At 35.7% G+C, this 20,317-nt stretch carries 18 protein-coding genes; 3 read left to right on the forward strand and 15 right to left on the reverse strand.

The annotated features are described in order from the left end of the window. Positions 1 to 104: 104 nt before the first annotated feature. From IPZ78_RS10475 to gyrB, 10 genes are all read right to left on the reverse strand, one after another. Positions 105 to 2,333 carry a sodium-translocating pyrophosphatase gene (locus IPZ78_RS10475; RefSeq protein ID WP_225553432.1) on the reverse strand — a complete coding sequence of 743 codons (2,229 nt, stop codon included), beginning with the start codon at positions 2,331 to 2,333 and terminating at the stop codon, positions 105 to 107. Positions 2,334 to 2,422: 89 nt separating this feature from the next. Beyond that, positions 2,423 to 4,117 carry a GMC oxidoreductase gene (locus IPZ78_RS10480; RefSeq protein ID WP_225553433.1) on the reverse strand — a complete coding sequence of 565 codons (1,695 nt, stop codon included), beginning with the start codon at positions 4,115 to 4,117 and terminating at the stop codon, positions 2,423 to 2,425. Positions 4,118 to 4,166: 49 nt separating this feature from the next. Continuing rightward, the gene (locus IPZ78_RS10485) at positions 4,167 to 5,510 is read right to left on the reverse strand and encodes a putative oxidoreductase C-terminal domain-containing protein (RefSeq protein WP_225553436.1); all 1,344 of its coding nucleotides are present in this window, start codon (positions 5,508 to 5,510) and stop codon (positions 4,167 to 4,169) included. Positions 5,511 to 5,537: 27 nt separating this feature from the next. After that, a complete protein-coding gene (locus tag IPZ78_RS10490) occupies positions 5,538 to 6,530 on the reverse strand; it encodes a Gfo/Idh/MocA family protein (RefSeq protein WP_225553438.1) in 993 nt (330 codons plus the stop codon). Positions 6,531 to 6,601: 71 nt separating this feature from the next. Continuing rightward, entirely contained in the window at positions 6,602 to 8,500 is a 1,899-nt protein-coding gene (locus IPZ78_RS10495) for a RecQ family ATP-dependent DNA helicase (protein ID WP_225553440.1), read from the reverse strand. Further along, on the reverse strand, positions 8,500 to 9,003 hold the full coding sequence (locus IPZ78_RS10500) for a hypothetical protein (protein ID WP_225553442.1): 504 nt from the start codon (positions 9,001 to 9,003) through the stop codon (positions 8,500 to 8,502). The genes IPZ78_RS10495 and IPZ78_RS10500 overlap by 1 nt, the downstream gene beginning before the upstream one ends. A gap of 30 nt (positions 9,004 to 9,033) precedes the next feature. Continuing rightward, positions 9,034 to 10,593, reverse strand: coding sequence for a ComEC/Rec2 family competence protein (locus tag IPZ78_RS10505; protein WP_225553445.1), 1,560 nt, complete (start codon positions 10,591 to 10,593; stop codon positions 9,034 to 9,036). Then, positions 10,581 to 12,611, reverse strand: a complete 2,031-nt coding sequence (locus tag IPZ78_RS10510) for a ComEA family DNA-binding protein (protein WP_225553447.1) — start codon at positions 12,609 to 12,611, stop codon at positions 10,581 to 10,583. The genes IPZ78_RS10505 and IPZ78_RS10510 overlap by 13 nt, the downstream gene beginning before the upstream one ends. Positions 12,612 to 12,710: 99 nt before the next feature. Next, positions 12,711 to 13,424, reverse strand: coding sequence for a hypothetical protein (locus IPZ78_RS10515; RefSeq protein WP_225553449.1), 714 nt, complete (start codon positions 13,422 to 13,424; stop codon positions 12,711 to 12,713). 136 nt (positions 13,425 to 13,560) lie between these two features. Continuing rightward, the gene (gene gyrB / locus IPZ78_RS10520; protein ID WP_225553450.1) at positions 13,561 to 15,519 is read right to left on the reverse strand and encodes a DNA topoisomerase (ATP-hydrolyzing) subunit B; all 1,959 of its coding nucleotides are present in this window, start codon (positions 15,517 to 15,519) and stop codon (positions 13,561 to 13,563) included. A gap of 179 nt (positions 15,520 to 15,698) precedes the next feature. Between gyrB and IPZ78_RS10525 the strand changes: the two genes are divergently transcribed. Next, positions 15,699 to 16,325: an OmpH family outer membrane protein gene (locus tag IPZ78_RS10525; RefSeq protein ID WP_225553452.1), complete on the forward strand. Its 627-nt coding sequence runs from the start codon at positions 15,699 to 15,701 to the stop codon at positions 16,323 to 16,325. Positions 16,326 to 16,409: 84 nt separating this feature from the next. Continuing rightward, entirely contained in the window at positions 16,410 to 17,315 is a 906-nt protein-coding gene (locus IPZ78_RS10530; RefSeq protein ID WP_225553455.1) for a magnesium transporter CorA family protein, read from the forward strand. On the opposite strand, the gene tsaB is transcribed toward IPZ78_RS10530, so the two are convergent. The 5 genes from tsaB to mscL all read right to left on the reverse strand — a co-directional run bounded on the left by tsaB (position 17,310) and on the right by mscL (position 19,432). Further along, entirely contained in the window at positions 17,310 to 18,002 is a 693-nt protein-coding gene (tsaB, locus tag IPZ78_RS10535) for a tRNA (adenosine(37)-N6)-threonylcarbamoyltransferase complex dimerization subunit type 1 TsaB (RefSeq protein ID WP_225553457.1), read from the reverse strand. The two genes, IPZ78_RS10530 and tsaB, sit on opposite strands and share 6 nt — an antisense overlap. 12 nt (positions 18,003 to 18,014) lie before the next feature. Beyond that, a complete protein-coding gene (yidD, locus tag IPZ78_RS10540; RefSeq protein WP_225553459.1) occupies positions 18,015 to 18,266 on the reverse strand; it encodes a membrane protein insertion efficiency factor YidD in 252 nt (83 codons plus the stop codon). Next, the gene (gene rnpA / locus IPZ78_RS10545; RefSeq protein ID WP_225553461.1) at positions 18,250 to 18,639 is read right to left on the reverse strand and encodes a ribonuclease P protein component; all 390 of its coding nucleotides are present in this window, start codon (positions 18,637 to 18,639) and stop codon (positions 18,250 to 18,252) included. Before rnpA ends, yidD begins: the two co-directional genes overlap by 17 nt. Positions 18,640 to 18,696: 57 nt before the next feature. Beyond that, positions 18,697 to 18,855, reverse strand: a complete 159-nt coding sequence (gene rpmH, locus IPZ78_RS10550) for a 50S ribosomal protein L34 (RefSeq protein WP_003002285.1) — start codon at positions 18,853 to 18,855, stop codon at positions 18,697 to 18,699. 157 nt (positions 18,856 to 19,012) lie between these two features. Continuing rightward, entirely contained in the window at positions 19,013 to 19,432 is a 420-nt protein-coding gene (gene mscL / locus IPZ78_RS10555; RefSeq protein ID WP_225553463.1) for a large-conductance mechanosensitive channel protein MscL, read from the reverse strand. Positions 19,433 to 19,607: 175 nt separating this feature from the next. Between mscL and IPZ78_RS10560 the strand changes: the two genes are divergently transcribed. Beyond that, positions 19,608 to 20,252 (forward strand): response regulator transcription factor, encoded by a 645-nt coding sequence (locus IPZ78_RS10560; protein ID WP_225553465.1) that lies wholly within the window; start codon positions 19,608 to 19,610, stop codon positions 20,250 to 20,252. The last annotated feature ends 65 nt before the right edge of the window (positions 20,253 to 20,317 follow it).

Here is a 20,317-nt window from a genome sequence, read left to right on the forward strand (position 1 = left end):
TCAAAGGTAGCTATAATAGCTACCTTTTTTTATTAATACTAGACATGTTGAAAAGTCATACTTTATAAGTTATAGCAATTATGTATAATTTTTATGTAACATAACTATCTCTTCTGTTCTACCCGAACAATCTTTTCCTTTGTTTCTACGACTTTATCCTTTTTAGCGTTGCTTAAGGTGTGACCACCTAAAATCGGTGCAATCACCAATCCGACCAGACAAGTTAATTTAATCAAAATATTCATCGAGGGACCGGAAGTATCTTTGAATGGATCACCTACCGTATCGCCTGTGACCGCAGCTTTGTGCGCTTCCGAACCTTTGAATGTCAATTCACCATTAATTTCCACACCCGCCTCGAAAGATTTTTTTGCATTGTCCCAAGAGCCACCAGCATTATTTTGAAAAATTGCCCACATGACACCAGACACCGCAACACCTGCCATATAAGCACCTAAAGCCTCTGCTCCCATCACAAACCCTACAATAATAGGTGTAATAATTGTCATTGCACCTGGCAACATCATCTCACGTAATGCCGCTTTGGTCGAAATATCCACGCACCTACCGTAATCGGGTTGCCCTGTCCCTTCCAAAATCCCTGGAATCTCGCGGAACTGACGACGCACTTCGTTAACCATATCCATTGCTGCTTTACCAACAGATTGCATCGCTAAAGCTGAAAACACGACTGGAATCATCCCGCCAATAAACAACGCAGCCAGAACATCTGCTTTGAAGATATTAATACCATCAATACCCGTGAAAGTAACGTATGCTGCAAATAACGCTAAGGCTGTTAATGCTGCTGAAGCGATAGCAAAGCCCTTACCCACCGCAGCCGTTGTATTACCTACAGAATCCAATACATCTGTGCGTTGACGTACTTCTTTTGGCAACTCGCTCATCTCCGCAATTCCACCAGCATTATCAGCTATTGGACCAAAAGCATCGATAGCCAACTGCATCGCTGTAGTCGCCATCATCGCTGAAGCAGCAATCGCTACGCCATAAAATCCAGCCAACGAATACGAACCCCAAATTGCAGCAGCAAACAATAATACAGACGAAAAAGTAGAAATCATACCATTTGCCAAACCTGCAATAATATTTGTAGCAGCACCTGTCGATGAATTTTTAACAATATTCAAAACTGGTTTTTTACCCAAACCCGTATAATATTCCGTGAAAGCTGAAATTAGTCCTCCAACCGCTAAACCAACAATAGTCGCATAAAACACATTCATTCGCGATATATCTTTATAGCCCTCACCAAAGAATTTCATTTTAATAACCTCTGGTAGCATATACTGAATCAAAAAGAAACACGCAATGACAGTCAGAATAATGGAAATCCAATTTCCTAAATTTAAAGCACCTTGTACTTGTGCTTCTTTCGCGTCATTACTGGATATTTTCACAAAAAAAGTACCGATAATGGAAGCTAGAATACCTACTCCAGCTATCACAATTGGTAAAAGAATTGGTCCCATACCATTGAAAGCATCGGTAAACACACCTCCATTAGCCTCAGCCATATCTTTGATAATGTAATTACCCAAAACCATGGAAGCCAAAACCGTAGCCACATAAGAACCGAACAAATCTGCTCCCATACCTGCCACATCGCCTACATTGTCCCCAACATTATCCGCTATCGTTGCAGGATTACGTGGATCATCTTCGGGAATACCAGCTTCCACTTTACCTACCAAATCCGCACCTACATCTGCTGCTTTCGTGTAAATACCGCCACCAACACGCGCAAATAAAGCGATCGATTCAGCGCCTAACGAAAACCCTGCTAAAGCCTCGAGTACAACAGTCATTTCATTATAGAAATTCCCTCCTTCTGTAATGAACATGTTGAGAAATAATAGAAAGAAAATGCTCAATCCTAACACAGCTAATCCCGCAACACCTAATCCCATCACCGTACCGCCTGAGAATGAAACTTTCAATGCTTGAGGCAAGCTTGTACGCGCAGCTTGCGTCGTGCGCACATTGGCACTTGTTGCTATACGCATACCAATATTTCCTGCTAATGCAGAGAAAAATGCGCCAAACACAAAAGCCACAACAATAATCCAATGTGTTGTTTCGACCAAAGTCGAAACGAAAAATAATGCAATCGCTGCAATAACCACAAAAATGAATAAAATACGGTATTCGGCTTTCAAAAATGCCATTGCCCCTTCCTTAATGCTCTTCGAAATAAATTGCATTTTACTTTCTCCTGAGTCTTGCTTATTGACCCAATTCGCTTTTGAAACCATGAATAGTAATCCCACAACAGCGAGCGCTGCTGGTAAATAAATCATATAGTTCTCCATAAAAAAAGTTTATTTTGGTTATACTAAAGCTATCATTTTTTTTGGAGAACTAGAAACTTTTAAAACATTAAATTTTATAAATGAGACAGTTACAAAACATCATTCTTCATCTGCTGATCTGCATAATCTGCCGCACGCGCTGTCAATGCCATAAAGGTGAGTGATGGATTTTGATTACCACCTGAAGTCATACATGCACCATCAGTAACAAATACATTTGGGCAGGCGTGAAGTTGATTAAATTTATTTAACATCGAAGTTTTTGGATCATTCCCCATACGAACACCGCCCATGTCATGAACTTCCAAACCTGGTTGACGTCCAAATTCGACATGATGATCTTTAACTACAATATTTGTACAGCCACTTTCAGCCAACATTCTCTTTCCTTCTTCAAAGAAATCATTCATCATCGCTACATCATTATCCGTATACGCGACACTCGTGATGAGCTGCGGAAGTCCAAATTTATCTTTCTGATCACTCAGTCGCACATGATTATCATAAGTAGGTATCACCTCTCCCTGCATCATCATAGATACCTTCCATCCACCGACCTCACTCAAACTATCTTTATATTTTCCACCGACTTTCGGACCATCAACACTTACACCTCTCCCTCGATGTGCTGAAAAAGCCATCAGGTAAGACCCTTTAAAATCTTTTGTTTTGGATTTAATATTTCTAAAAGCCGAAATAAAAACTTGTGTAGGACGTTGTCCGTAATAATAAGAATCTTCATGCCCTGGAAAATCTGCTTGGATACGCCCCCTATAATTATGAAAAACGATATAACGCCCTAAAGTTTTGCTATCATTCCCCAATCCATCCGGAAATCTTTCCGACTTAGAGTTTAATAGTATTAAATTAGAATTCAGTGTTGCCGCATTTAAAAATATTACACGAGCAGTATATTTACGTACTGTTTTATCTGTAGCATCGATTACGGTCACTCCAGAAGCCTTTCCTGTTACCGTATCATAATCTATTGAGGAAACAATAGCATTTGGAATAATGGTAAGATTCCCTGTTTTCTCAGCATAAGGCAATGTACTTGAATTGGAACTAAAATAACCACCAAATGGACAGCCTCGCTCACACTTTCCCCGAGCTACACAAGCCGTTCTCCCTTGTTTCTTTTGTTCTTCTTTTAATTCAGCCAAATTTGCGTGGCGGCCAATTATAGCTTTACGATCGTTGTACTTAGCGTTGATAGAATCTGCAATAATTCGCTCCACCTTATTCATTTCAAAAGCACCAACTACTTCTGAATCAGGTAAATTTTCAATATTATCTTTTGTTCCCGATACTCCAATAAAGCGTTCTACATGCGAATACCAAGGGGCCAACTCAGCGTATCGAATAGGCCAATCTATACCAAATTCATACTTTTTAGGCCCTTCGAATTCGAAATCAGACCAACGTTGAGTCTGTCTCGCCCACAACAATGATTTGCCACCGACTTGGTAACCTCTTATCCAATGAAATGGCTTTTCCTGTATGTAGGGTTGATCCTCCTCATTCGCATAAAAATGTTTGGTTGCCTCAGTATAAGCATAATGTTTGCTAAGATTAGGATTTTGGGTTTTATCTGCTATAGTTTTTCCATTGGCATATTTAAATTCCCAAGGATCCATATTGGCAGTTGGATAATCGGCGATATGTTTTACCATTCGTCCTCTTTCAAGGACCAATGTTTTATATCCTCGTTCTGTAAATTCCTTGGCTGCCCATCCCCCAGAAATCCCTGAGCCTATTATTATCACATCGTAATCAGTTGCCATTTGTAGATATTTATATTTTATAAGTTGGTTATTCTAAAGGTTTCCATTACTAAAAGGAATAAGTTTCAGCATTAGCAAGTGCCTCTGTAGTAAGATAGTACTTAGCTAACAGAAAAGATGTTTCCCAATCTGGGATTTTTCGGTTTTTTCTGTAATTTAAGAATTGTTTTAATACTTTAGCAAAATGATCTTCATGGCTTAAGTATAACTCTGAAGGAATAATTAGCTGAAAAGAATTAGCATTCTCTATAAAATCAACAGCAGCAAATCGATGTGACCTGGATAATGCCTCTTTCATTTTTTTGCCAAAAGACTTATCTGCATGAATAGGTGAAACATATATAGTTGACTTACCCATATCATTTGGCTTTACTTCAATGTTCAAATTTCGTGTTTGAAATTTAGCATAAAACTGATCCCCTTTTCCATCCAACGATTCAACATTCCATTGCACATTAATAGAGACTGGGACATCTTTGAATAGGTAATCAATTTTACCGTTACAAAATAATTCTAGGTTATCGTCCTTAACAAATGGTAACAATTCATTTGGAAATTCGGTCAAATTGGTAGCTTTTGAAAATTGATCTTTAGAAACAGATGTTTTCCAACGCTTAGAATTTTTGAATTTTACATCTCTTTTGATTTCAATAACTTTTTCTGATGATAACATCCATTGCACCAAATCTATGTAATGGGTCGTCACGTCAACTAATCCTTCCCCTTGTTGGTTTGTATTAAAAAATAAGATAGGACGAATTAAAGGTTTACCCGAAACATTCTTAATAATATGGTGCGTACTCGAAAATGAAATTAATGGAACTGTAGCGTTATTCTCGAATCCTCCACTAAAACTTTCATCCAAAATAAGTGCTTTTATTAGTTCATTTTTTACATCATATCTTTCAGTCATGATATCATAAATCAAGCCCTTTCGCTGGTGAAGTAGTGTTTCCAAATTAGCATAACCATCTTTGTCTATCACTAATGGTTTATCTGCAAAAACATCCAAACCTTGTGCGTTCGCAGACTCAATGTATGAGATTTTCTTCTTATTATCTCCTGCAAGAATTATTAGATTACCATCAGTATTGGTAAATGCCTTGGATACAAAATCACTATCGTAATAAAATTTCGTCTCCCAGTTAGTTGGCTGATTATCACGCGTTTTAAACTGTGAAATCAAGGTATTGTATCCTACCACATCTTCTTCTCTCTGTGCAAACAGCTGAACAGTAGAATCAATCGTTGGGTGTGTATACTTTTGGACAAGAGCAGCATGAAAATGTTGTGGGTCAATGACAATTAATTTTGTAATGTTACTATCTGTAAACTTCTGCATACATCCAACCATCATAATTAGTGTAAAAACATATAAAAAGCGAAACTTCATCCAATTCTAAATTTCTCTACCTAAATACTAAAAATTAGTTACCGCAGCTAAGTTTATCTTTTGTCCACTATTGGCTTTACTTAAATCTGCAGCTTCGATAAATGCACATATTTCTAGTGTTTCTTGACCATCAAAAGGTATATTTTTGGTATCAAAAAACTTCACTATCTCATCAAGCAGAAGACTATAACCCTCAAACTTTCCCAATTTCACCGTAGCCTTTTCACAATGAATCACACCTCCGAATTCAGCTTGACCAGACCTTGTGCCTCGTACAGTACCTATACGCCCATCATTCCATACACCGACCAATATATCAGCATCTTGTGTATGTGTACGACTAACAGACTGACACCCTAATCCCATTGCAGCAAAAAGCATTTCTACGGCATGAATTCCATACCAAAAAAAATCAGGATGACTTGGGTCAATTGCAGCCGGCGAATACACATCTGCGCCTAAAACTTTTCCATATTTACCAGCAATTACATCTTGTAATCCTTCAATGTAACGCAAAGAAGATGTGGAGAAAAATGGCACATTATACTTCTTTGATAATGCAAATATTTCAGCTGCATCCCGATAAGACGCAGCTAAAGGTTTATCTATAAATAAAGGTTTCTTCGCTTTGAAAACTTCCCTAGCCTGTTCTAAATGTAATCGACCATCATTCGTTTCTAACAATATGAAATCGACTTTTTTAAGAAGAGATTTTATTGAGTCTACGATCTCAACATCATATTGTTTGATATCCGTAGTATATTGTGGTATCCTTGATGTCGCAGAAGGAATTGTTTTGGTACCAAATGGATAGGCCGCTACAACTTTAAATCCTCGAAACCTTTCCGATTCTTGAAATAATGTTTTTGTAAAAGCTAAAGAATGGGAAGTATCTAATCCTATGATACCAATACGTTTTTTGTTATTTGAGCTCAAAAAAGCAAATGCTTCATTAGAAATCAATCCGCCAAGTGCTAATGCACTAGCTCCAATAAAGTCACGTCTTGTATAATTTATCATAAGTATGGTTTATACTTACGAATATAAATAAATTGTTAACGTAACCGTAATTGATTTTAGTAAAAAATATTTTAATTAGCGACCCATGAGTAAGTATCGCCATTCAAAGCGACTTTACTATCATCAACCAATTCTCTTAATAGATTAAGCTTTTTTTGATCATCACCTACCGAAATATTATCTATTAATTCGTGTAGGGTTAAAGGTTTTTCAAGCAAAAGAATTCTAATTTCTTGCTCTATCCTACTTTCTACGCCATCAGTATGCTTGCGTTTGAGACACAAATCACATTCACCACAAGTTTCCCCTATCTTTTCGCCAAAATATTCCAAGATAGCATTACTTCGACACGATTTAGTATCCAAAAAATGATAAATAGCCTTTATCTGCTCCTCCTTCACATCCTTTCGTTCTCGAATAAAATCTGCATCAATAAATAGATTTTTATAATCTACCCGAGGTTGCAAAAATGTCAATTGCGGTTTGTCTGTACTTTTTAAATATGTGCCGATTTGTTGCTTTTGCAAAGCTTCCAACAGTTGTACAATGGTTTCATATGGAACACCTAATTTTTTGGCAAATTCGAATTCATTGATTGGAACAAAAAAATCAAAAACACCTCCATATGTTCGAAGAATTGCCTTAATTAAAGGATCGTACTTCGCTGCTTGAATTTGAAATTTATATAAATCTTGAAAATCTATTTCAAATTTAAAACGCGATGGAATAAATACCGCTTCGGATAGACTCAACCAGCCATCACGCTCCAAAAACTTTAAAGCACTCATTGTTGGCAAAACCTCAAGTTTATATTTCTTCGCAAATTCTACCAAATCAAAATCAACAGTAATATTCTTCCCTGCCCCATATGCAATCTGATAATGGTTAGCTAAATAATGGTAAGCCTGCTGAATAAACTGTACCGAAGGAAAACTATCCTGAAAATTTTTCCACAGCTTATCTCGATCTTCTTGCTGATACAGCAAAACTGGAAAAGCTTTCTTGCCATCTCGACCTGCTCGACCCGCTTCTTGATAATAAGCCTCCAGCGAATCTGGAATATCAATATGAATTACAAAACGCACATCTGGCTTATCAATGCCCATCCCGAAAGCATTCGTTGCTACGATGACACGTATTTTATTAGAAGTCCAAGCATTCTGCTTGGCTTCTCTTTCTTTCATGCCCAAGCCTGCATGATAAAAATCCGAAGGAACACCGTGATTTAATAAAAACCGAGCGACCTCCTGCGTTTCTCTTCGGTTACGAACATAGACCACACCTGAACCACCTATCTTTTTTACTACACGCAGCATTCTATTCATCTTGTTTTCTTCCGCCAATGCCATATAGCCCAAATTTGGGCGAGCAAAGCTCTTAGAAAAAACATTTTTCGCTTTAAAATCTAATCGTTCTTGAATATCGTCCACTACACGCGGTGTTGCACTTGCTGTGAGCGCTAAAATAGGAATAGTAGGGTGCGCCTCTCGCAATTCGGACAATTGCAAATAAGACGGTCTAAAATCATAACCCCATTGGGAAATACAATGTGCTTCATCAATCGCAAAAAGATTAACTTTCATGTATTTGATACGTTCACGAACCAAGTCCGAATAAAAACGCTCGGGGGCGATATAAAGAAATTTTATCTTTCCGAAAATACAATTATCCAATGCAATGTCCACCTCACGGTAATTCATGCCCGAATAAATAGCTATTGCTTCGATACCTTTACTACGCAAATGCTCGATTTGATCTTTCATCAAAGCAATCAAAGGCGAGATAACTATACATATTCCTTCTTGTACCATGGCTGGTACTTGAAAACAAATAGATTTTCCACCACCAGTTGGCATCAGTGCCAATGTATCCCGACCTTGCAATACAGACTGAATAATATCTTCTTGCAAGGGTCTGAAGTCATCAAATCCCCAATATTGTTTTAGTATAACATGAATCGAATTGTTCATTAGTATTCCTCATCCCAAACATAAGCAAAATTATTTTTTAGAATATAAAGTCTTTCTGGATTACTTTGAAAAGCTCTTTGCACTCGGTCAATTGTTTTATCGCTATTACTACCATCGATAATAAAAATTGCATTTGGACTAAGTTCTTGCAACAAACCAATATCAGAATAGTTATTCTTGCGCCACAAAATAAAATCAACAGCAGTTGGCAATTCCTTAACTTTACTCTCCAAAATCATTATTTTAGTTCCATTTAGCTCGATTATTCTATTTCGCTTTTCTTCATTTGCTATGACTTGAAATTGAACCTTCGTATCAGAAGCATATTGCCTCAAATCGGGTAAAACACTATATTGTAAAGTATTATGCTGTAAAGAATCTAAAGTAGAAAATAACACCACATTATTATTTTTTACAGCCGAAATAGCGACTTCCGAACGGATATTATAAAATTTTAAAGCCGAATACGAAGATTTCTGAATGTATTGAAAACTATTAAACATTGTCAGCACTAACAACGAGGTCAAAAACAGTTAGAAAGACTTTGCTGATTTGACATTCAGCGCTATGATTAAAGCCAAAATAGCTATTAAGAGAATCACAACCTGACTCCAATGCCAATCAATCCCATTAACAACAGCTAAAGGTAAATGTTCCATCCATTTCAACCCCTGCATCATAAAATTCAACAACCATTCTGTGACATTGCCAAAAAGATTATTTGTAAAATTTATTGGTGATAGCGCCAAACCAATCCCCACATACATAACCAAAGTACTTGGAATAACGATAAATAAATTAGCTAACAGAAAGTAATTGGGAAACTGTCCAAAATAATATAATGTCAATGGCAATGTGAATAATTGTGCAGAAATAGACACATATGTATATTTCAACACATAGTTCATCCATTTATTTGAACTTAGATAATATTTTTCAAGAATTGGATACAGCAGAATAATACCCAAAATAGCTAAATAGGATAATTGAAAACCAACATCAAAGAGATAACTAGGAGCGAATAATAATATAAAAAACGCAGAAGCAGCCAGCGTATTTAATGGGATTTGCTTTCTATTAATGATTATAGAACTCACAAAGAAAGAAATCATAATTCCTGCGCGTAATATCGGTGGACTCATACCCGTCAGAATTACATACCCCCAAATCGCGATGAGGATGATAATCGACTTGATTAAAGAGCCAAATCGAAACCTATTCATCCAAAACAACAGCATATTGAGTAAAGCAAAAACTAGACTCACATGCAAGCCCGAAACACTTAAAACATGTATTGTCCCAGTGTTGGTAAAAGCCGAAATAGTCTCTTGATCAATTTGGGAACGATAACCAAATATTAAAGCTACCGCAACATTAAAAGCTTCATCATCGCTAATATATCTTCTAAACTTTTCTATTAGTTTTGACCGAATATTGAGAGAATAAGTAATTATTGGATTCCCAAAATCATGACCTAAAATGGTTAATTCTTCGGACTGCAAAAAACATTGCTGACCAATTCCTTTATTTAACAAATAGTTCCTATAATCAAATTCTTTCGGATTATATGGTGGATTTACTAATTTAATCTTGTTTAAAAATACAATCTTATCTCCATAATTGTACTCATCCTCACGTATAGAACCACGCAAAATAGTCATCATGATTTCACCTGTCACTTCCGTAGTTTTTGTTGAATCTATAGCTTGAAAAATCCGAACTGGAAATCGAATTGTTTTTTCTTTAACAACTGGCTCATCTTCAATTATACCGATGTATTGTACCGCAAGAGACTCCTCATAATAATTATTTATATGTATTGCTTGAGTACTCGAATATTTGAAATAGCCATAACAAACAACAATTAGACTAAAGCAAAATGTAAATAATTTTTTTTGGTTATTTTTTGTAAAACAAGAAATTGAAATGTAAATCAGCATGAATACACTGATAAATACAATTGAAACTATTGGAGAAAAACTTGAATTACAAACTGAGGCGATAAGTATTCCGCATACATAAAGCACCAGCGACTTTAACATAGGAACTTTCCCACTAGTCAAATCCAATATATCGTCCTTTACCATTGCCATCGCACCTGCAATTTAATATCAGACCTCCTATTACCTTTTATCAAATCCAATCCAGAACCAATGTTTTCTCTATCAAGGTACGATGTAATCGAGTACCGTAACCAAAAGTCAATATGCCTTGACAATCTCCACCTTACATTCACATACGAACGAATCCCTTGGTCATAATACATCGGAAAACTAGCTCCATAAAGCACATCACTTTCATAAGCATAAATGCGAGAATCATAATCCTTTATATTAAAATAAGAGACACGAGAATTAAGTTGCAATTTATTTTTCAGCCCCTTCCAATATACATCTTGAAAAATCATATAGCCTTCACTCCTACTTTCTTTCTTTTTATCAAATAGGGAAAGTTCAGCCCGAGACTTAATATTCCAAGTGTCATTCAGCTTATATTCATAATCTACACGAAATTGATTACGAACTACATCAGCTAAGATGTTTTCATTTGCCTGTGGCAAAGCCAGGTTTTCTTGCTTTATTCGATAACGATATCGCAACACAAATTTTCCCCGCTTATACCAAGAATAGGTCGCTTGAGAAAGAAAATCGACACCATCACTCGGTCCATCTTCACGAAAACGTAACCATGGAAATTTGAAAACATCCACATAATTAACCCATTCAAATTTGCGAGTCACATGATAAACAAGACCTGCATATAAACCTTTTTCATTAGCTACCCCTGTACCTTCACTAAGAGTTTGTGCATAGAAGCCATGATAGTTACGTTGAAAGTTCCGATAATTCGCAAATACCGAAACTTTTGTATGTAAACTTGCTATTAAACCATTAACCGTTGCAAAACCAGAACCAATATTATGAGCAGTTTCACCGAAAAAATAAAAGTTTCGGAAATTATAGTTATAGTCTACTCCCAATTGCATGAGGTTGCTCCCCTCAAAATCATACTGATTTCGGATATCATCTGATTTGATTTTTTTGCCCCTAAATCCTGTATACAATGCTGTGAAACCCAATTTCAATCGATTATAATTATATTTTATAGCTGAACCAGCGACCAGCTGTCCGATTGTATTGCGATAAGATTGTTCTGTAGGCGTACGATGTAATCCAGATATATTTATTGTTCTTATCAGTTTCAAAGAGTCAGTTTCTTCTACATTGCCGCTCAATTGGTTATACGCGACAAAAGGAGTCCATTCTATATTTTTAAACTTCAGTCGAGCAGAGATTCCACGTTGAAAATTATTTTCGTTCATAGACGAATATGATCTTAAACCTATCCCTTGCCGAGCCACAGCCCCTATCCATGCGCCCTTACCAAAACTTAAACCATTCCACAGTATTACCCCCTGTCCAATCTGCAATGAATAATCGCCTATTACAATCTTTTGAATCACCTTGCTAATATCATTCACTTCTAAATAACCAGAATAAAAATCAAAACCAGCATTTTGTTTTAATTTAAAAAATGGCTCACCAGCATCCTTCTCTGCATTAATACCAATTTTAAGTTTTTGTTGATAATTCCATCTATATCGAAGTGAATAAGCATTTTTATCACCCAAATATTGAGAACGTTCAGTATCATTGATATCATAGCCTTGTTGATTCTCCAACGTACGACCATATCGTAATAACAAAGAATGTTCATCATCTTGACGAATAGACTTCCAAGACAGATCCTTAAAGGATGATACCTCACCAACCTTAACAAAAGAACGTAATAGATTAATAGTTTTCATATCCATCCCAACAATTCCTTGCAGTTCTAGTATATTGATAAAATCACCCGACTCCTCACGGTGTGCGATTAGGTTAGAGATTTGCTGTGGAGAAAGAAAGACAAGACCAGCTAATTCCTCTTCTGTTACCTTATTTAAATCATATGGATGCCTTAATACATATTGTAGACGTTCCAAAACATCACTTACATCTACATTTTCACCCAACTCTTCACTGATTTGTTCGAGTAATGATTCTTCAATAGTTGTTTCTTGCAGTTGAGCAAAACAATTGCTAGCACATATTGTGATTATTAAAGACAATATGAAAAGCCTAAAATGCATAGGACAAAGCCACTTGAGGTGAAGAACCTAATCGTTGATGAAAAGCAGAGGAAACATCGAATTGAAATGACTCCCATCTCAACCCAATCCCTCCAAAATACTGAATTGGCTTAGCGGCCAATCCTCCACGTAAAATAACAATATCTGCAATTGAATAGCTAACCCCTCCACGTGCATTGATTCCCTCCTCAAATTCGTAATAAACATCCCCCGCCACAGCCAATTCCTTTGACATTTTATATAAAAATCCTGCTGCCAATTCAGTAGGTAGATATTGTCCTGTATCATCTTTAAATTTAGATAATGTAGCATTTCGAAATAAAAACCCACATTCACTTGCTCACCAAATTTCACCAATGCTCCTAAATCAAGCGAGAAAGCATTATCTGCAATATAATTTTTAACATTATAATGGTGATAATTGGCAGTTAAGGAAGTTGAAAATATATTTCCAAAATTCCGACTATAAGTAAAATTGCCTGTAAGAAAAGATGAAACTTGTGCTATGCCATAATTGCGAACCCCCAATCCAAAAGAGCCAATATTTTTAAGGGGAATTCCACAATATGCGGCTAGGGTACGTAAATCTTTTGTCATGAAATGCGGCTGATAAGCTAAAGCAGCTGTAGGACGCTGAAGAGTAGCTATACCAGCTCCATTTGTTGAAATACTATATACAGATTCTGAAGCTAATCCTGTATTTCCCATACCTTGAAATATTGAAGGAAAATATGTTTGAGCCTGTACAGGTATGTAAAAAAGAAGAACAGATAATAATATTCGTACATTCATAACCTAGGACTTGGTTATAATAAATGTAGCAAATAAAATCATTTTAAAGTAATAAAATTAATTTAACAGAAATTAAAACCAAATAAAAAAGACCGATCAATGATCGGTCTTTTCTGATATATAGCACTATTGATGATTAAACATCAATTTTAGCGTATTTCGCATTTTTCTCAATAAATTCACGACGAGGGGCTACTTCATCACCCATCAACATAGAGAATACTCTATCACATTCTGCAGCGTTATCAATAGTAACCTGTCTTAATGTACGGTGTTCAGGATTCATTGTTGTTTCCCACAATTGTTCTGCGTTCATCTCTCCAAGACCTTTATAGCGCTGAACATTCACTGAATCATCCTTACCAGAACCTTTCAGACGTTGAATAGCAGCCAATCGTTGATCTTCAGTCCAAGCATACTCATGATCTTTACCTTTCTTTACCAAGTAAAGCGGAGGTGTAGCAATATATATATAGCCTTTCTCAATCAACTCACGCATATATCTAAAGTAGAATGTCAATATCAACGTCGCAATGTGACTACCATCGACATCCGCATCCGTCATGATAACAATCTTGTGATAACGAAGTTTTGCAATATTCAATGCCTTTGGATCTTCTGCTGTACCTACAGTTACACCCAATGCAGTAAACATATTCTTGATCTCTTCATTCTCGTAGATCTTATGCTCCATAGCTTTCTCTACGTTCAATATTTTACCACGCAGTGGCATGATTGCTTGATAATTACGATCACGTCCTTGTTTGGCCGTACCACCTGCTGAATCTCCCTCGACAAAGAAAATCTCACATAATGCTGGATCATTACTTGAACAGTCAGCCAGCTTACCCGGCAAACCAGAGCCACTCATTACTGTTTTACGTTGCACTAACTCGCGTGCCTTACGTGCAGCAGCACGTGCTTGTGCCGCAATGATTACTTTTTGAACAATTGTCTTTGCTTCTCTAGGATTCTCTTCTAAATACTTACCTAAAATCTCACCTACCGCTACGTCAACAGCTCCCATTACCTCAGTATTACCCAATTTGGTTTTAGTCTGCCCCTCAAATTGAGGTTCTGCAACTTTCACCGAAATTACAGCTGTAAGCCCTTCACGAAAATCATCCCCTGTTACTTCTACTTTTGAATTTTTTAACAATCCAGAGTCATCCGCATATTTTTTCAAAATACGTGTCAAACCCCTACGGAAACCTGCTACGTGTGTACCACCTTCAATAGTATTAATATTGTTTACGTACGAGTGTACGTTTTCAGAATAAGTATCATTGTACTGAAAGGAAAGCTCCACTGGTATACCCTGTTTGATACCTTCCAAATAGATTGGTTCAGGAATCAAGGCAGAACGATTACCATCCAAGAATTTAACAAACTCCTGCAAGCCACCTTCCGAAAGAAATACATCTTTACGATCAGTACCATCATCATTTTGCTCACGTTTATCAATTAAAGTAAGTGTAATACCCTTATTTAAAAAAGAAAGCTCACGAAGACGATTAGCTAATGTATCGTAGTTATAAATAGTAGTCTGTGTAAAAATCTCTGGATCCGGAGAAAACGTAACTGTTGTACCATTTTTATCGGATACACCAACTTCTTTCACCTCATACATTGGTTTTCCACGCTCGTACTCCTGATTGAAGATTTTACCTTCACGATGTACTTCCGCCTTCAGATGTGTTGATAATGCATTCACACAAGAAACACCCACTCCGTGTAAACCACCCGAAACTTTATATGTATCCTTATCGAATTTACCACCAGCGTGAAGAATCGTCATAACCAACTCCAAAGCTGATTTATTCTCTTTTTTGTTGATTCCTGTTGGAATACCACGACCATTATCTTCAACACTAATTGAGTTGTCCTCAAGAATAGTTACAAGTATATTATCACAGTAGCCCGCAACAGCCTCGTCAATAGAGTTATCAACGACTTCATACACCAAGTGATGTAAACCTTTTGGCCCTGTATCACCAATATACATGGAAGGTCTTTTACGTACAGCTTCTAAACCTTCTAAAACCTGAATATTATCCGCCGAATACGATGTAGGATTGTTTTTTTCTTCGCTCATGAATTAAAAAAAATCTGATTAATTTAACATTCAAAGTTAATAAAAATTAAGGACTTAAACAACTTTATTGACTCCTAAAAACCGTAATTCGAAGGCATTTATATGGAAAAAAACAACAAAAAATGGAATTTTGATTTTTTTATAGTAGGTTTGTTCCTTAAACTGAAAAGAGACAACAAATGAATAGATTTTTATCAAACTTATCGAAAATTACATTAGGTATTGTTATTGTAGCAGGGGCTGCTTCTTGTGGTCAAAATGCATCTAACACGGCTTCAAACAAGAGTGACAGTACATCTAATTCAAATAGCTCAAATACTAAAACTGCCGACAAGATTGTATATGTAAATGCGGATACATTATCTGCTCAATATGAGTTTTTCAAAGATGCACAAGCAAAATTAGAAGGTACAGCAAAAAAAGCACAAGAAAACTTACAATCTAAGGGTCAAGCTTTTCAAAGAGAATTGGCGGAGGCTGAACAAAAAGCAGCTACTATGAGTGCTTCAGAACGTCAAGCTACTGAAGAAAGATTAGCTAGAAAACAACAAGAATTAGCTCAATTAAACCAAAATGCTTCTGCTTCATTAGCACAAGATGAGCAAAACGAAATGACATCTGTATACAACTCAATTACAGATTACTTAACGAAACACGCTCAGGAAAAAGGTTACCAATATGTTTTAACATACTCTAAAACTAATCCAGCTGTAATTTATGCTGATGCAAAATTAGACATCACGAAAGAAGTTGTAGAGGCATTAAACAAAGAATACAAAGCCAAAAAAGGCACTGAAAAGAAATAAATATTTCTACAAAATAAAAGAAAAGGGATTTAATCTTACGATTAAATCCCTTTTCTTTTTAAATTTAGTTTACAAACGAAAATTATGATAGTCCATATTTTATCATCATCCACACATCCTTTCGAATGGATTGACATCATTAATCCAAGCAAGGAGGACTTCAAGGAATTAAAAGAAAAATACAATTTACGTGATGAATCGATTAGGGATTGTCTAGAAATAGGTCACTTGCCTAAAATAGAAGAATTTGACAATTATCACTTTTTGATTATTCGATCTACACCTTCAAAATTAGAAGAGGATTCTGATACATTAACCGATATTACAGATAGAATTTCGATATTTTATGGACAAAACTTTGTCATCACAACACATCGCAACCAAATAGATTTTTTAGAAAACATTAAAAAACTTGATTCGAAACACAGAATATTATCATCAAGCAAATCATTGGTAAATGCGCTTGTATCCGATGCTTTAAAATCATTTGAAAATTTAGTATTGGGACAAATGGCAGAAAAACTAGATGAATACGAGGAAATAGTTTTTCTTCATCAGAAAAGGAAACCATTTCTCAAAAAGTTATATTACATTAAACGTCAAATAGACGTGATACGTTCCATACTGGTGCTATACAAAGATATAGTTGATTATTTTCATTTACCAGAATATAGAAACATCTACACACAAGATCTAAGAGATATCTTTTCAAGGACTACAACATTGTATCGCAATATATCGGAGAACACGACTCAATTACTCAGTATATACTTCAACATCGAATCAAATCATACGAATGAAATCATGCGAATACTAACGATAATATCTGTATTCTTCATGCCCCTTACATTTATTGTTGGTGTATATGGAATGAATTTCGATATGATGCCAGAGCTACATTGGAAATATGGTTACCCTATCGTAATATGCGCCATGTTAGCCATAAGCTTAATTATCTACTTATGGTTCAAGCGTAAGAAATGGTTATAACTTAATTGCTTTAGGTAACATTGCTATAAATTCTTTTAGATAATAAGGTTCAAAATAAATTAAATCTTCAAAATCTTGCTGCGTGAATTTTTCGTATGCTTTCTTTGAAAGATAAGTTGAAGAATGCTTATAATTTTCGTCAATTGTTATATTATCAACCCCACTAAACACCTCTTTTAGCTTTGTGGCACCAGTCCCGAAAAGACATAGCTTCTTATCTGCATATTGAACAAAAGTATCAGCATCAATGATTGCAGCCTCAGTCTCTTGTAAAACAGCACCATCACAATCAAAAATTATTTGATATACCTCCATACGTCTAGCATCAAGCATAGGTACATAAAGGATCTCATTCTTGTCATGTTGCACTTTGTAACCTGCATACATGCTTTCCAATGTGTTTACAGCCAACAATGGGATATCTAATGCATAACACAACCCTTTTGCCGTAGAAACTCCGATTCGAAGTCCTGTGTAAGAACCCGGCCCCTTACTCACAACTACCGCCGACAAATCTTGATACGATAGTTTAGATTCTTGCAATAAATCATCAATGAAAACAGTCAATTTAGACGCATGTAAATTGGGCTCAGATGCATCAATTTTATTAACTAGCTCACCATTCAAACTTAAAGAAACAGAGCACACCTCCGTTGCTGTATCAATTTGTAATATATATGTACTCATCTTCTACCTAAATTAAGGAACAGGGTCGTGACCATGTCCTCCCCAAGGATTACAGCTAGCGATTCGTTTTATTGTCAACCAGCCACCTCTAAAAGGCCCATACTTTGTTATTGCTTCTTTCCCATATTGTGAACAAGTAGGTGTGTATCGACAGTTCGCGCCTAATAAAGGGGATATAAAAAGCTGATATACCTTTATAACTAGCAAAAAGAGCTGTTGCAACAACCACAAGATAAATTTCCAAATGTTATGAAGAAATTGCATTTGCCAATTGCTTTAATGTTTTACTCATTTTCCCATACAACAATTCGAAATCTAACTCTTCCTTTCCAACATATTGAATTGCTACACTCAAATTTAAAGAGAGTTTAGCAACTTCTTCATATAACAATTCATTTTTTTGCAAACGATACACTTCACGCATCAATCTCTTAATACGATTACGATCATGTGCTCTACGAAATCTACGTTTAGATACAGATATAATAACCTGTACTGGAGAAGGACCTTCTGGAGTTTTATCTAATAAATAGACCACTCGAAAAGGATAAACGATAAAGGAAGAACCACTATAAAAAAGAGAATCAATTTTTCTCTTACTACACAGTCGTTCTTCCTTTGTAAATGTTTTTTTCATGGGATGACTAAATTGACCGGAATAGCCACAGTAAGTCACCGGCGCTAAAAAAAAGAATTAGCCTTTGTGACGGTATTCGTCAGAAACTGTTAGACGTTTTCTACCTTTTGCTCTACGAGATGCTAATACTCTTCTACCATTAGCTGTACTCATACGCTCTCTAAAACCGTGCTTATTTCTTCTTTTTCTTTGCGAAGGCTGAAATGTTCTTTTCATGACGCTCTATTATCTTTATTATTTTTCTGTCTATTAACCAATATTACCCCTTAAGAGGAATGCAAAAGTACTGTATAATTTCAACATATACAAGAATATCAAATAAAAAAGTTCGCATATATATTGCGAACTTTTTTAACGCCAATCTTTTGGTTAGTTATTTGTTTTTTAACAAATCTCTAATCTCAGCAAGCAACACCTCTTCATTTGAAGGACCAGCTGGCGCTTCTTCTACAGCCTCCTCCTTTTTCTTTAAAGAATTCAAAGCCTTAATTGCCAAAAAAATACAGAAAGCAATAATTAAGAATTGAATGATTACATTGATGAAATTCCCATAATTCAATGTGACAGCAGGTGTTAACACAGAGCCATCAGCATTCAAAATTGCATCCTTCAAAACGACAACTTTCTTTGAGAAATCTATCCCTCCGGTAGCGACACCTATTATAGGCATAATTAAATCATCAACCAATGATGTTACAATTTTACCAAATGCACCACCAATAACTACACCGACAGCTAAATCAATAACATTGCCGCGCATTGCAAAATCCTTAAATTCTTTAATAAATCCCATAATATTTTCTCTTTAGTGAAACAAAAATAAATATAAAGTTCTAATATTCGTAACTCAATTATAATCACGATAATATTGAAATTATTTAACTATCTTTATTGTACGATAATTATTTTAAAATAATAAAAAAATTATATATATTAATTATCTGAAAGAAAAAAAACACATGATCACCATGAATAATATATTAATCGCGGACGACCACAGTATTGTACGATTTGGTACCGCTGTAGCCATAAATGAGTCTTTTAAAGAAGCGCAAATAACACATGCGTCTACAATAAAAGAAGTATATTCACACTTAAATTTCAAGCGTTTTGATTTATTACTGTTAGACATCAATATGCCTGGCGGAAATAATATAAACGTAATTAAAGAAATACTTGATTTACAATCTGATCTAAAAATTTTAGTTTTCTCATCTTACGATGAAAATATTTATGCCTTACGCTATATTGAAGCGGGCGCAGCTGGGTACTTGAATAAGAATACGGCAATGGAAGAACTAAACAACGCCATCAGCAGTATTCAAGAGCGTGGTAAGTATATGTCACCAGCGGTAAGAGATTTGTACATACAGAAGCTCACAAGTACCAAATCAAGCATTGACAAAGTGAATCCTCTCAATAAACTATCAAATCGTGAAATGGATGTTGCAAAACATTTAATTGAGGGACACGGTATATTAGAAGTATCTAATTTATTAGATCTAAGCTCATCTACTGTCAGCACGTACAAGAGTAGAATATTCGAAAAATTAGGTGTAACAAATATCCCTGAGTTAATCGAACTATTTAAATTGCACGCTCAAAACACATAATTTGATTAATTCACGATATACATAGAAAAGGCTCAACAATGTTGAGCCTTTTCTATGTATATCGA

Source organism: Sphingobacterium bovistauri (assembly GCF_020295405.1).
GTDB lineage: Bacteria > Bacteroidota > Bacteroidia > Sphingobacteriales > Sphingobacteriaceae > Sphingobacterium > Sphingobacterium bovistauri.

Excerpts from the sequence above, each read along its gene's own strand:
- IPZ78_RS10530 (WP_225553455.1), top strand. The coding sequence starts at position 16,410 with ATGATAGTCCATATTTTATCATCATCCACACATCCTTTCGAATGGATT.
- IPZ78_RS10500 (WP_225553442.1), bottom strand. The coding sequence starts at position 9,003 with ATGTTTAATAGTTTTCAATACATTCAGAAATCTTCGTATTCGGCTTTA.
- IPZ78_RS10480 (WP_225553433.1), bottom strand. The coding sequence starts at position 4,117 with ATGGCAACTGATTACGATGTGATAATAATAGGCTCAGGGATTTCTGGG.
- tsaB (WP_225553457.1), bottom strand. The coding sequence starts at position 18,002 with ATGAGTACATATATATTACAAATTGATACAGCAACGGAGGTGTGCTCT.
- IPZ78_RS10495 (WP_225553440.1), bottom strand. The coding sequence starts at position 8,500 with ATGAACAATTCGATTCATGTTATACTAAAACAATATTGGGGATTTGAT.
- IPZ78_RS10490 (WP_225553438.1), bottom strand. The coding sequence starts at position 6,530 with ATGATAAATTATACAAGACGTGACTTTATTGGAGCTAGTGCATTAGCA.
- IPZ78_RS10515 (WP_225553449.1), bottom strand. The coding sequence starts at position 13,424 with ATGAATGTACGAATATTATTATCTGTTCTTCTTTTTTACATACCTGTA.
- IPZ78_RS10560 (WP_225553465.1), top strand. The coding sequence starts at position 19,608 with ATGAATAATATATTAATCGCGGACGACCACAGTATTGTACGATTTGGT.
- mscL (WP_225553463.1), bottom strand. The coding sequence starts at position 19,432 with ATGGGATTTATTAAAGAATTTAAGGATTTTGCAATGCGCGGCAATGTT.
- yidD (WP_225553459.1), bottom strand. The coding sequence starts at position 18,266 with ATGCAATTTCTTCATAACATTTGGAAATTTATCTTGTGGTTGTTGCAA.
- gyrB (WP_225553450.1), bottom strand. The coding sequence starts at position 15,519 with ATGAGCGAAGAAAAAAACAATCCTACATCGTATTCGGCGGATAATATT.
- IPZ78_RS10525 (WP_225553452.1), top strand. The coding sequence starts at position 15,699 with ATGAATAGATTTTTATCAAACTTATCGAAAATTACATTAGGTATTGTT.
- rnpA (WP_225553461.1), bottom strand. The coding sequence starts at position 18,639 with ATGAAAAAAACATTTACAAAGGAAGAACGACTGTGTAGTAAGAGAAAA.
- IPZ78_RS10485 (WP_225553436.1), bottom strand. The coding sequence starts at position 5,510 with ATGAAGTTTCGCTTTTTATATGTTTTTACACTAATTATGATGGTTGGA.
- rpmH (WP_003002285.1), bottom strand. The coding sequence starts at position 18,855 with ATGAAAAGAACATTTCAGCCTTCGCAAAGAAAAAGAAGAAATAAGCAC.
- IPZ78_RS10505 (WP_225553445.1), bottom strand. The coding sequence starts at position 10,593 with ATGGCAATGGTAAAGGACGATATATTGGATTTGACTAGTGGGAAAGTT.
- IPZ78_RS10475 (WP_225553432.1), bottom strand. The coding sequence starts at position 2,333 with ATGGAGAACTATATGATTTATTTACCAGCAGCGCTCGCTGTTGTGGGA.